Here is an 11938-nt window from a genome sequence, read left to right as displayed (position 1 = left end):
GTGATGTCGAAGCGGCCTTTCGCAGCGCTTGTGCTGGGGTTCTGTCTGATCGTGATGGGTTGTGACGCCGGTAACCGACCGGAACCGACTCCCCGCGTGACTCCGGGGATTGCTGCCGGCCAGATCATCACCCCAGTGTCGCGGAGCTTTGCCGACACCTGGGCCGACCCGTCAGTCATCAGGGGTGTGGATGGCTGGTGGTACGTCTATGCGACGTCAGACCCGCTGCGTGCCGGAGGGGCCCCTGCCCTAGGGCATGTTGCCAAGACAAGGGACTGGCAGCACTGGACGTATGTCGGACCGCTTCTCACCTCGGAGAACATGCCCGACTGGATCAGTCCGGCAGCCGGACTCTGGGCCCCGGATGTTCGTCGTATCGGTGACCGATATGTCCTTTACTTCGCAGTGACGGAGACAGCTCTCAACGCCGGGAAGGACGACTCGGCGATCGGCGTTGCGACGGCTCCCTCTCCAGTAGGGCCGTGGACAGTGAAACCGGAGCCGCTCGTCCCTCCTCACTCCGATGGACACGACGGGTGGTTCTCGACCATTGATCCAACTGGATTCACGGATGTCGACGGTACTCATTACCTTTACTGGGGTTCGTACCGTGGCGGGATCTTTGCTGCGCGAACTGCTCCGGACGGCCTGTCTTTGGAGACAAAACCAGTACAGGTTGCCCATTCTGACCGGTACGAGGCTCCCTACGTCGTCAAACATGGCGACCATTACTACCTTATGGCGTCCTCGGCGAATTGTTGTGCCGGGCCGAGTACCGGGTACTCGGTCTTTGCGGGACGTGGTCAGTCGCCGTTGGGCCCATTCCTCGATGCTGACGGCATCGCCATGACAAAGTCGAACTCAGGTGGGAGCATCGTCGTGACCCAGAACGGTAACAAGTGGATCGGTGCCGGCCACAACGCCGTTTTCACGGATTCGTCAGGACAGGACTACCTCCTCTACCACGCACTGGATCGGGTACGGCCGTGGCTTGGGGAGGCCGGAGGGATCAATCGACGTCCGCTCCTGGTCGATCGCCTGGAGTGGATTGACGGTTGGCCGATGGTTAACGGTGGTGCGGGGCCCTCTGACACACCCAGCTCCGCGCCGTTAACAGCCTCTCTACTAGGTGGAGAACCGTGGAATGCCTCGTCGCAATTCACCAATGCTCATCCGATCGACGCTGGAGGGGTCAATCAGGCCATGCGAATCGAAGGCGAGCGCGTCGTCTCACGAAAGAGACTTCCGGCGGACGGCGTGCGCCTGGAGATGGATGTGCTGCCTAAAAACTCGATCTCTGTGGAGCTGGCGGATGACGTCAGTGTCGAGGTGAACGCGGACTCCGGTGTGCTGAGGGGGAGACGAGATTCGTGGACTGGGTCAATGGAGTTCCCGAAGGACGGATCGTGGCGAACCCTTGTTGTCACCATTCATGGGCCGCAGCTGCGCGTGGCACTGAGACCGGCGGGATCAAGCGATGCATCGGCCTCCTTGGTCTTTCCGAAGGGTCGTCAGTTCGAGGGCGGCCCCTTGAAAATCTCCGGCCACGGTCTCGTGACCAACGTCGTCGCGGCCCGGATCCACAGCATCCATGACGACAGGGCACCCCAGCCAACTCCCGTCGGGACACCGCAGCGGGTCGATCTGGTGGCCGCTGTGAACGGAAGCAACGTCGAGTGGGCATGGATTCGCCGGCCTTCTGGCGTTCATGCGAAGGGTGGCGCGATCATTTGGCCAGTCACCGACGGAGACCTCGCGGGGGAGGGTGCCTCAGGTGGATTGCTGCTGCGTGATCCACCGGAGGGAGACTGGATCGCTCAGGTGAAAGTCGGTCTGGACCTTGGTTTGGACATGGTCCGTAATTATCAGCAGGCCGGGATGGTGGTCATCAACGGTGATGACGACTTCATCCGTCTTGGTGCGGTGGCTGTCGAGGGAACGCGCATCGTCGAATACGGACGCGAGATTACCGATGCGGATGGGTTCCGCAGTTACGGTGGGGCAGTGGTCGGTCGACCTGCGGGCGTGACATGGCTACGTGTTGCCCATCACGTCGACCATGGCGGTGAGCACCTCTACCGATCGGCGCTCAGCCATGACGGTCGCCATTGGACGTGGGGCGCCACGTGGACGATGCCTGCGGCCTCTCGCCCACGAATTGGGCTGTACACCGGGGGAGGGGAAAGCCCAGCAGTGGAGGCCCACTTCTCCGATCTCATCTTTGTGAATGCGTCGTGGCCTTCCTGAGCACCTCCTGTGGATATGAGGGGTGGCAAGGCCGATTGGACGGCGGGTTCCCTGACTGGGGGTTGACGCGATCCCCGTGGCGCCTGACCACGGTCGGATCCGACCCCGTTGGAGGGTGGGACTGCAGCCTCAAACCTTCTCCTCTGAGGGGAAAACGTTGCTGGACAGTGCATCGACTACTTGGCGCGGTCGTGGAAACTTGGAGTCATGAGTGAGTCGATGAATGGTCCCCGTGAGCCGCGTGAACCCAATCCCTTCCAGCGTGGTGGTGGGGAGGGAGGCTATCCTTCTCGCCCTGACGACAATCGCCAGAGCTGGGCGCAGGATGCCTACTGGTCGCGCAGTAACGATTCCTGGGCGACCCAGGGAAATCCGTCAACCACCCAGCCTCCTCCGTGGGAGGCTTCTGAGCAGCCGGCCCCGAGTGCGGGTGACAAAAACCCCGACCCGGCGGAGGGCTCGTCGCGATCGGCCCGTAAGGGCTTTCGTGGCGGCACAGTTGTTCTCGTCGCCGTGCTGGCGGCGGCTGTTGGCGGCGTTTCCGGGGGCCTTGTCGATCGCTCCCTGACAAGGAACGACGCCCCGGCTGTGACGTCGAGCCCTGCAACCCCCAACAGCGTCACCAAGGTGGTTCAAGGCTCATCCTCCGCCCCGGACTGGACGGCCACCGCCTCCGCCGTGTCGAACTCGGTAGTCGCCATCACCGTGAGGACGGGCAATGGCGGAGACGAGGGGTCGGGAGTCGTCGTCGACACGAACGGCAACATCGTCACCAACAATCACGTCGTTGCCGACGCGGTTTCGGGCGGCCAGCTGACGGTTTCCATGGGCAACAAGACCTACGAGGCCAAGGTAGTTGGTACGGATCCATCGACGGACCTTGCCGTCATCCGGGTGACGAACCCGCCGAAGTCCATGAAACCGATCGGTGTTGCTGACTCCAGCAAGTTGACCGTCGGGTCTCCTGTGATGGCCGTCGGCAATCCGCTCGGCCTGTCGGGGTCGGTGACGACCGGAATCATCAGTGCCCTCAATCGTCCGGTCACCACCATGAATCGCAGTAACTCACGGGATCTGCTGGGATCTCGAGATTCGTCGTCGGGCGTGGTCGTCACGAATGCCATCCAGACCAGCGCAGCCATCAATCCGGGCAACTCAGGTGGTGCTCTCGTCAATGCCAATGGTGAGCTCATCGGGATCAACTCCTCCATTGCGAGCCTTTCGTCAAGCCACTCCGAGCAATCGGGCAATATCGGAATCGGCTTTGCGATCCCGTCAAATCTCGCCAAATCGATTGCCGATCAGATCATTGACACCGGAAAGGCAACTCACGCCTTCCTGGGCATCTCCGTGCGTGACGTCGCTGGCAGCAAGGATGGTGTCCAAGTCCTCGGGGCCGGGATCGCCACGGTCTCACCCAACTCGGCAGCTGACAAGGGCGGGCTGCAGCGTGGCGACGTCATCACCAAGATCGACGACACCGATATCGTGTCCGGAGAGTCCCTGGTCGGTCTCGTGAGGTCGTTCAAGCCTGGCCAGAAGGTCAAGATCAGCTACATCCGTGGTTCGCAGCAGGCCACCGCCGACGTCACCTTGGGTACGGCGAAGTCCTGATACGGGTTACGCGACGTGGGAAGGGCCCCACAGCTGCTGTGGCTTCGGCGCTCTTCCCACGGGCGCAGGACTGGCGAGTCACATCAGATCGAGGACTGCACGAGCAGTTGCATCGTCGACGACGAGGTCCGTCGCCACCCTGGCACGCAGTGCGGCCAACAGCCCGACAGCCTTGGCGCGGCCAGCGACGACACAGAGCCGACGCGGTATGCGCTGCAACTGGAATGGGGCCAATCCGGTCGCTCTCTTGTTGAACTCGACGTCATAGGCGCCGTCAGCCTTGAGGAGGACGGTGTTGACGTCACCAACAACTCCGGACCGCATCAAATTCGCCTTTTCCTCATCGGTGATGTAACCGGCGGAATAGACGTGGGAGGGGACTGGGCTGTCGAGGGCTCCCACGCCGAACACGGCGAGGTCGAGCTCGCGGTGTGCCTTGAGTACTGCCTGAACGGAGCGCTCCTGCCACATCGCGGCCTTCGTCGTAGCATTGTCGAAGAATGTCGGGACTGGGAAATGAATGACCTCACCCCCAAACGCGGCAGCCATTCTGGAAAGGATTGATCCAACGTAAGGAATCCCTGAACTGGTGGGGTTGGCCGACCCATTCATCTGTACGACGCGCACTCCCTTGACGTCCTTGGGGACGACATAATGGGTGACGGCATCCAGGGTCGTTCCCCAGGCAACTCCTATCGCGGAATTGTCCTCGACCATGTCCGTAACCATCTGTCCGGCGATCCTGGCCACCTGGTCCAGGCGGTGAATCTCGGTCGTTCCTGATTTCACCGGCACGACAGTGGTGTTGACCCCGAACATCCTCGTCAGGGTGGAATCCAGGCCGTTACGTAACCCAGTCGGCTCTGACAAGGTGATACGCACAACTCCGGACTGACGTGCCTGTTTGAGAAGACGAGACACGGTTGAGCGGGATGTGCCGAGATGGCTGGCGATGGCATCCATTGTCTCGCCCTGCATGTAATACATGGACGCTGCTGTCCATACGTCATTGGACAATTCGTTCATGCCTCTCCCCTTGCCATGCACATAAGTGCAGAATTGCGATTCTCCGGCGCCGTAGATGTTTGACTGAGCCACGTCCAGCCCCCACAGGGTCGGGACGACGGTCCCCGTTTGCTGAATCCTACGGGATCGACCGCCACCGGCGAGTAAATCGGTGTCAATGGATGACGCCACGACGAAGGAGTCCTCATGCTTCTCGAAACCGCGGTGCCCGCCGCGACGATCTTCGGATCTGAGTTCTTGGGCACCATGATCCTCATTCTGCTGGGTTGTGGCGTCGTCGCCAACAATCTCCTTCCCAAGTGTAAGGGCAATCCCGCTCCCGGTTCCCTCCAGATCAACTGGGGATGGGGCTTCGGCGTGATGTTCGGTGTCTACGCAGCCTACAAGACCGGCGGGCACCTGAACCCGGCCGTCACCATCGGCCTCGCACTTGCTGGTAAGGACCTGGCCAAGGGTATCCCCGCCACCGCGAGCAACATCATCATCTACATCCTCGCCCAGTTCGCCGGTGCCTTCGTCGGTGCCGTGCTCTGCTGGCTGGCCTACAAGCAGCACTACGACGAGGACTGCGACCCGGCCCTCAAGCTCGGTACTTTTGCCACCGGCCCTGAGATCCGCAACCCGCTGTGGAACACCATCACTGAGGCCATCGGTACCTGGGTCCTCGTGCTGTGGGTCATCATTTCCGGCTTCACTCAGGGTGTGACCGTTGGCCCGCTCGCCGTCGCCCTGCTCATCGTCTCCATCGGTGCCTCTCTCGGCGGCCCCACCGGATACGCCATCAACCCGGCTCGTGACCTTTCTCCTCGTATCGCCCACGCCGTCCTGCCGATCAAGGGCAAGGGTGGCAGTGACTGGGGTTACTCCTGGGTTCCGGTTGTCGGCCCGACCATTGGTGCCGTTCTTGCCGCCCTCACCTACATTATCTTCTGGCACTGAGTAGGTTTCTCACTGTCACACCAGAGCTGATTTCGTATCAGTCGCAACCTCTCGGACAAGTCAACGTAGACAAGAAAGGCAACAATCATGAGCGACGAGAAGTTCGTGCTCGCCATCGACGAGGGCACCACCTCGACCCGGGCCATCGTCTTCAACCACTCGGGCCAGATCGTGGCCGTCGGCCAGCAGGAATTCGAGCAGATCTTCCCGCGTGCCGGATGGGTTGAGCACGACCCGATCGAGATCTGGGAAGCTGTTCGCGATGTCGTCGGACTCGCGCTGACCAAGGCCAACATCAACCGCCACCAGCTGGCTGCCGTTGGAATCACCAACCAGCGCGAGACCGCCGTGGTGTGGGACAAGAACACCGGCGACCCGATCTACAACGCCATTGTGTGGCAGGACACCCGTACCCAGAAGATCTGTGACGAGCTGGCTGGCGACGAGGGTGCTGACCGCTTCAAGCACATCTGTGGCCTGGGTCTCGCCTCGTACTTCTCCGGCCCGAAGGTCAAGTGGATCCTCGACAATGTCGAGGGTGCTCGCGAGAAGGCTGAAGCCGGCGACCTGTACTTCGGCAACATGGACACCTGGGTGCTGTGGAACCTGACCGGAGGCACCGAGGGCGGCGTGCACGTCACCGATCCGACCAACGCTTCCCGCACCATGCTCATGAATGTCAAGACCCTCGAGTGGGACGACTCGATGTGCGAGGTCATGGGCATTCCGAAGTCGATGCTCCCCGAGATCAAGTCCTCCTCCGAGGTCTATGGCTACGGCCGCAAGAACGGCCTGCTGATCGACACCCCGATCTCCGGCATCCTCGGTGACCAGCAGGCTGCCACCTTCGGCCAGGCCTGCTTCGAGAAGGGCATGGCGAAGAACACCTACGGCACCGGCTGCTTCATGCTGATGAACACCGGTGAGGAGGCCATCTTCTCCGAGAATGGTCTGCTGACCACCGTCTGCTACAAGATCGGCGACCAGCCCACCGTTTACGCCCTCGAGGGCTCGATCGCCGTTGCCGGGTCCCTGGTCCAGTGGCTGCGTGACAACCTCAAGATGTTCGAGACCGCCCCGGAGATCGAGGCTCTCGCCAACACCGTCGAGGACAATGGCGGCGCCTACTTCGTGCCAGCCTTCTCCGGCCTGTTCGCACCCTACTGGCGTCCGGACGCCCGTGGCGCCCTCGTCGGCCTGACTCGTTACGTCAACCGCGGCCACATCGCCCGCGCCGTGCTCGAGTCGACCGCCTACCAGACCCGTGAAGTCCTCGAGGCGATGAACGCCGACTCTGGTGTGCCGCTCACCGAGCTGCGCGTCGATGGTGGCATGACCGCCAACGAGGCCCTCATGCAGTTCCAGGCCGACCAGGTCAACGTGCCGGTGGTTCGCCCGGTGGTTGCTGAGACCACTGCTCTGGGCGCCGCCTACGCCGCTGGCATCGCTGTCGGCTTCTGGGAGGGTGAGAAGGACGTCACCGCCAACTGGGCCGAGGACAAGCGCTGGGAGCCCAAGATGGACCAGGATGAGCGCGAGCGTCTGTTCCGCAACTGGAAGAAGGCCGTCACCAAGACCTTCGACTGGATGGACGACGACGTCAAGGAGTGATCCTGAGTTGATCCCGATGGACCGATGACACCTGGTGCCCCGTGCTTTCGAGCACGGGGCACCATTGCGTTTTTTGGGGGCACTCGCTTTCGCGGGTGACTCTGCAGTTGTCCTCTGCGGGGTTCTCGCGACGGGCTCCTGTCACACGGACCTTCCTTCACCGGCCCCTCATGTCAGACTGCACGACGACCAGACTGCACGACGACCAGACTGAACAACGACCAGACCGCACGACGAAAAGTGTCAGCTCGAGCGAAGGTCGTAAAATCCTGGCCTCGGAGGAGGGACGAGTTGGGGGTTTCGTCACTGAGGTGGTGCGGCGGCAGAGAAGGTGCCTCACTTGACGATGATTCCGTCGGAAACTGTCGGTCGGCAGTTGGGTCGCTGCCAGAAAGCACATGTCGGAGAGCAGATGGTCGCCAGCCCCGGGCGTCGAAAAACGTCGTCAGGACCCGGTGACGGTGATATCTGCGATCCCACCCTGGAACCGCGAGGTCGATTTCGGAGGAAGCTCCGTCAGATAGATCAGGAGATGACGGGCCTTCGTCTTGCCGGATGGTTTCAACGTGACCGTCGATCCGGCCCCCGGCACCGCCGCCACCTGGGTCCACTCCTTGATCGTCGTCATGGGAGCTTCATCGGAGGAGACATCACTGGTCGGCTGCCACAAGGAAATATCCGTGCCGGATCCGACCAGTTGCACCTTCACCGATGTGACCTTGGTGACGCGTCCCAAATCAATGACCAGGCCGACGCCGGGCTTCAGGTTCCCGAGCTTCGCAGAGTTGTGATAGACGACTGTGTGCCAAGCCGTCGACGGGTCGCCGTCGATCGCGTGTCTGACCTCGTCGTGGTTCTCCTTGGCGTCGCCACCGTCCTTTTCGGGATCAAATTCCTGGACGCGCGTCACCTCGACGGTGGTCGGCTCGCTGGATGCCTCCGGGACGTTGCTGCCAGAATGACGCACCCCTGCGATGATAAGACACACGATCATGACCACGCCAACGGCAGCCGTGAGTACCGGTGGCCATCGACGGTTGTGAGGGCGCGGTTTGGCCAATACCAGCTCGGCACTGCCGTTCTCCGAGGACTCCTGCCCAGCGGGGGAGAGCTGTGTGGTGTGGGGGTCGTTGTTGCTCGTCCACGGCACTGGCCCTGCCTGACGCCCCCACTCTCCGGCAGCCGCGTCCGGGGACCAGTACCCCTCGTCGTCAGGTCCGTACTCCTCTGCCCGTTCTGGCTCATCCTGGTCCGGCGCAAGAGCGGCGGATTCGTCGGAGCGCCATGGCTCCTCCCCGGCACGGGAAGCCGGTCCTACCGGGAACCGGATGCGACGCTCGAGGTCAGCGGCGGCGTCAGCTGAGCCGAGGGTCCGACGCAGGGAATGCGCAATTTCATTCGCGGTGCGCAATGGCACCTCGTCATAACGGGGAACCTGCGAGAGGATCTGGTCGCAGAGGACATCGAGGGCTGGGGAGACTCCGGCGCGGACCTCACGTGGGGTGAGCCAGCCGTGGGAGTCAGTCGGGGCGGGCGGCAGTCCCCAGGACATTGTCGAGGCTGGCTCGACGGACGGGCGGTGGCCACGTCCGACTGGCCAGCGCGAGACCAGACAGGCATAAAGAACCCGTCCGATGTCTGTCACGTCGGCGACCTCACGGTCCGGCCAGGGACGAGAATTGTCGCCCGGCCGAGGATGCAACGCGGCTTCGACGAGCAAGCCACTGATCTTGAGATTTCCGGTCGAGGTGACGAGCACCGTTCTGGGGTTGATGCGTTCGTGGAAGACCCCTTGGGCATGCAAGGGTGCCATCGCGTCGGCGATTTCATGGGCAATCCATGCCGCCTCCAACGCCGAGAGGGGCCCGGTCTCCAACAGCTCCTCGACTGACTTTCCAGGGGCGTATTCGCTGACAACCCATGATGCTGGTTCGCTTGGTCCGGCGACGATGGCGTCGAGGACTCGCAAGAAGCGCGAATCGGTGGCCACGGCGGCTCGCCGGGCCGCGTCCAGGACAGCGGGTGTGCGACGACCGTGCGGGGCCAGAGCGTGAATCAGGACCGGGCGGTGCAACTTGGTGTCGAAGGCTCGCCAGGTCAGTGAGGACTCGGGATGGGAGAGCTCCTGGTCGAGACGGTAACGCTCGCCCAGAAAGGACCCTGGGAGAAGGTCGGGGAGGTCATCCGCGGCATGGAGACCCGAGTCATACCGACCGCCGTGACGATCGGCGGGGTCTTCGAAAGACACTGCCACCTCCTGCCCGATCGATCCGAATGTGCATCGTCAACGATACCGATCCGTGCCGCGAACCCCAGGATTGTCACTCGGCGAGGTTGCCCTCACCGGTGGGGAGGTGATGCTCAGAATCGTCGTCCGAGGCCGTGTCAGGATCCTCTACTGTCGAAGGGGAAGGTGTGGTGTCAGAAATGTCATCGGAGGTCGAGCCAGCGGTGGGGCCACTGGTCTGGGACTCACCGTTGGATTCGGCCTGACGCCGGGAACTCGCGGTCACCTGACGAATGCGCAGCACCGTGGCGATGATGAGCACCAGCGCCGACACCACAATGATGATCCAGCCGACATCGTCCATCTGAGTCGCCTTGACAACGAAACTGGTCTGGGACCCCAGGATGCGTCCTGATGGAGTCGACAGGTGTGCCTGCATCTCAACGACTCCATTTGAGCTTGCTTTCGGGGCGAACCTGATGGTTTGCGTTTCCCTGGGCTGGATCGTGACGACCTGGGTGTCCGGGATGTCGATGCGCTGCGGGTTTTCTGAGAAGACGACGACCTTGACGTGAACCGTCTGTGCGAGCGAGTTCGTGACCGTCAGGGGAAAGTCATTGGTCGAGGAGGACATCACGAACTGCGGGGCTGAATGCAGGACCAGGCCCTTGCCGGCCATGGCGTCCGCCGCTGGGCGCATGACGTCAGTAGCCCATGCCTCACGATCCTGGAGTGACGACGACAACGACCTGCTGACAAATTTCGCCGAGGTCAAGGAGGTCGCCTCCGTGGGGGCTCCCACGAGGTCGGACCAGTCGTCTGAATCGATCCCGACGTCGTGCTGGACGCGCCACCAAGGGTCCTTCAGGGTGATGTCACCGGCGCGTGTTCCCGGTAGCCGAAGGCCCGGCTTGGCTCCAGTGAGAACTGCCGAGAGATTCTGCAGGTGCAGCCAACCGACCGGCGCAGTGGCTTGAACATCGTTGACGGTGGTGACGAGGGTGACCGCCGGAATCGACTCGTGAGTCATGAGGAGGGCCTGGGACAGCAGCATCCCGCGCCGCTGGGGATCGCTGTTGGACTGTGGATGGCCGTCGGTTCGGGCGGTGTCGGCCAGACCGATCACCTTGACTCCGGACTCCTCCCGGACGCCGTCACGAGCCGATGCTGCACATGTCAGAACCAGTGCGGGGGAGAGTTCTTTGGTGAGGGTCTTGAACGAGGACTTGTCGAGCTCAGCCGCTGGGTCGACGACTGCCAACGGTAACTTCGCGGCTGGATTCGAGGGGTCGAGTGCGTGTTTCACCGTCAAGAGGACGTTGGGGCGGCCCTGCCGAACCGCTCCAATGACATCGGCATTTCCGTACGGTAGGCGATATGCCTGGCCGGTGGTCAGTAATGGTTCGACGAGGTCGAGCCATTCTCTGGCTGTTTGCTGGCCCTTGCCCTCGACGGTGGTTGTGCCCTTGCCAGCCACGCGATATCCCGAGGCCATCGCCCTGACCTCGTCGATGAGACTTGGATCGACGAGAACTGTTGCGTTACGGGTGTGTGCCGCTTCAGCAAGAGGCTTCAGTCGATGGGTGATGTCATCCGCGAGCGACTCGTCGGTGAAGGTGCCGTCGATCCTGCGGGTGGGCATGGTCGAGAGCACGATGACGGGGGCGAGGTTCGCGCTGGTGTGAGCATCTGAGAGCACCGTGAGTACTCGTGCTCGTCCGACAGTTCTGCGCGACTGGTTCTCGGGGGACGCCTGCACGTGGACGCCGATCGCGTCAACGGCGTTGGGTGAAGTCAACCCCATCTGGGCTGGTGTTCCAGTCACGGTGAAGGACTCGCTGTCGCCTGGTTTGAAGGTCTGGTTGGCCTCTGGGTCAGTGATGTTGAAAATTGACGCCTCGTTGGGCTCCCGATACCACCGCATGCCAACCGGCACGGTGGCGGGGGATGCCAGCAGGTCAGAAAGGTCCCGGGTGTCGTTGATCTGGTCCTGGGAGCGCCAGAACGACGCTTGAACCCATGTCATCGACACCGAAGAGGTATTTGTCACCGTCCCCTTGATGGTGATGGGAGTTTTGGGATCCCCTGTCGGTGGGCTGACAGAAGTAATCGTCACCTTGACCAATTCTGTCGCAGTACGTGCCTGGGCAGGGGAAGATCCCGCGAAGACGGTCGTGAGGACCATCAACAACCCCAGCAGCCAAGCGGCTGGGCGAAGGCGGGAAACAGGTGACACGTTTGTCATGGTAGTTGGCCGGGGACGGGATTGAACCG

At 62.2% G+C, this 11938-nt stretch carries 8 protein-coding genes; 5 read left to right on the top strand and 3 right to left on the bottom strand.

The features are described from left to right. Positions 1-3: 3 nt before the first annotated feature. Both HMPREF9153_RS04855 and HMPREF9153_RS04850 read left to right on the top strand, forming a co-directional pair. Complete coding sequence (locus tag HMPREF9153_RS04855) at positions 4-2247, top strand: glycoside hydrolase family 43 protein (RefSeq protein ID WP_004809970.1); 2244 nt, start codon at positions 4-6, stop codon at positions 2245-2247. Between the two features lie 207 nt (positions 2248-2454). Beyond that, positions 2455-3861 carry a S1C family serine protease gene (locus HMPREF9153_RS04850; protein ID WP_004809968.1) on the top strand — a complete coding sequence of 469 codons (1407 nt, stop codon included), beginning with the start codon at positions 2455-2457 and terminating at the stop codon, positions 3859-3861. Between the two features lie 78 nt (positions 3862-3939). On the opposite strand, the gene HMPREF9153_RS04845 is transcribed toward HMPREF9153_RS04850, so the two are convergent. Further along, positions 3940-4887 carry a sugar-binding transcriptional regulator gene (locus HMPREF9153_RS04845; protein WP_021108110.1) on the bottom strand — a complete coding sequence of 316 codons (948 nt, stop codon included), beginning with the start codon at positions 4885-4887 and terminating at the stop codon, positions 3940-3942. Positions 4888-5073: 186 nt separating this feature from the next. Between HMPREF9153_RS04845 and HMPREF9153_RS04840 the strand changes: the two genes are divergently transcribed. Next, on the top strand, positions 5074-5826 hold the full coding sequence (locus HMPREF9153_RS04840; protein WP_004809964.1) for an MIP/aquaporin family protein: 753 nt from the start codon (positions 5074-5076) through the stop codon (positions 5824-5826). Between the two features lie 87 nt (positions 5827-5913). Beyond that, a complete protein-coding gene (gene glpK / locus HMPREF9153_RS04835) occupies positions 5914-7437 on the top strand; it encodes a glycerol kinase GlpK (RefSeq protein WP_004809962.1) in 1524 nt (507 codons plus the stop codon). A gap of 445 nt (positions 7438-7882) precedes the next feature. Here glpK and HMPREF9153_RS04830 read toward each other — a convergent pair whose 3' ends face one another. Next, positions 7883-9691, bottom strand: a complete 1809-nt coding sequence (locus HMPREF9153_RS04830; RefSeq protein ID WP_004809958.1) for a protein kinase family protein — start codon at positions 9689-9691, stop codon at positions 7883-7885. A 67-nt stretch (positions 9692-9758) separates the two neighbouring features. Then, entirely contained in the window at positions 9759-11690 is a 1932-nt protein-coding gene (locus HMPREF9153_RS04825; protein WP_174266659.1) for a DUF6049 family protein, read from the bottom strand. On the opposite strand from HMPREF9153_RS04825, the gene HMPREF9153_RS12410 reads away from it, so the two are divergent. Further along, positions 11689-11934 carry a DNA-binding protein gene (locus HMPREF9153_RS12410; protein ID WP_174266660.1) on the top strand — a complete coding sequence of 82 codons (246 nt, stop codon included), beginning with the start codon at positions 11689-11691 and terminating at the stop codon, positions 11932-11934. The two genes, HMPREF9153_RS04825 and HMPREF9153_RS12410, sit on opposite strands and share 2 nt — an antisense overlap. Positions 11935-11938 lie beyond the last annotated feature (4 nt).

Origin of the sequence: Cutibacterium avidum ATCC 25577 (assembly GCF_000227295.1) — a bacterium.
In the GTDB taxonomy this organism is placed as follows: Bacteria; Actinomycetota; Actinomycetes; order Propionibacteriales; family Propionibacteriaceae; genus Cutibacterium; species Cutibacterium avidum.
The sequence above is the reverse complement of the archived record's forward strand: the minus strand, read 5'-3'. Positions and strand labels throughout refer to the sequence as shown.

What these genes read in the sequence shown, in the direction of transcription:
- HMPREF9153_RS04855 (WP_004809970.1), top strand. Translation starts at nt 4, where the DNA reads ATGTCGAAGCGGCCTTTCGCAGCGCTTGTGCTGGGGTTCTGTCTGATC.
- HMPREF9153_RS04850 (WP_004809968.1), top strand. Translation starts at nt 2,455, where the DNA reads ATGAGTGAGTCGATGAATGGTCCCCGTGAGCCGCGTGAACCCAATCCC.
- HMPREF9153_RS04845 (WP_021108110.1), bottom strand. Translation starts at nt 4,887, where the DNA reads ATGAACGAATTGTCCAATGACGTATGGACAGCAGCGTCCATGTATTAC.
- HMPREF9153_RS04840 (WP_004809964.1), top strand. Translation starts at nt 5,074, where the DNA reads ATGCTTCTCGAAACCGCGGTGCCCGCCGCGACGATCTTCGGATCTGAG.
- glpK (WP_004809962.1), top strand. Translation starts at nt 5,914, where the DNA reads ATGAGCGACGAGAAGTTCGTGCTCGCCATCGACGAGGGCACCACCTCG.
- HMPREF9153_RS04825 (WP_174266659.1), bottom strand. Translation starts at nt 11,690, where the DNA reads ATGACATGGGTTCAAGCGTCGTTCTGGCGCTCCCAGGACCAGATCAAC.